General features: G+C 67.6%; 1 pseudogene. It reads left to right on the forward strand.

Annotated features, from left to right (window positions below):
- Positions 1–287 (forward strand): annotated as a pseudogene (locus EN786_RS37260) (AsmA family protein); the annotation flags it as partial.

Raw genomic sequence — 287 nt, forward strand, 5'->3', positions numbered from 1 at the left:
GCAAGCCGGGCTCGCGCCGGGTGCTGCGATCGGCGCGGTCTCGATCGCCAGCAAGGTCAACGCCTCGGCGGGGCGCGTGAAGTTCGAGAACACCACGGTCACCCTCAACAACAATCCGGGCATGGGGGCGCTTGATTTCTCCGTCGCGGACGGGCGGCCGGTGGTTGCCGGCACGCTCGCTTTCGACACGCTCGATCTCAGGTCTTTCCTGTCGGCCTTCACGCCGGTCGCGCCGACCGGCGAGGTGGGCCCCGGCGACATCGACACCAGTTTCGCCGATCGAATAA

The sequence above is a fragment of the Mesorhizobium sp. M4B.F.Ca.ET.143.01.1.1 genome, assembly GCF_004792275.1.
GTDB lineage: Bacteria > Pseudomonadota > Alphaproteobacteria > Rhizobiales > Rhizobiaceae > Mesorhizobium > Mesorhizobium abyssinicae.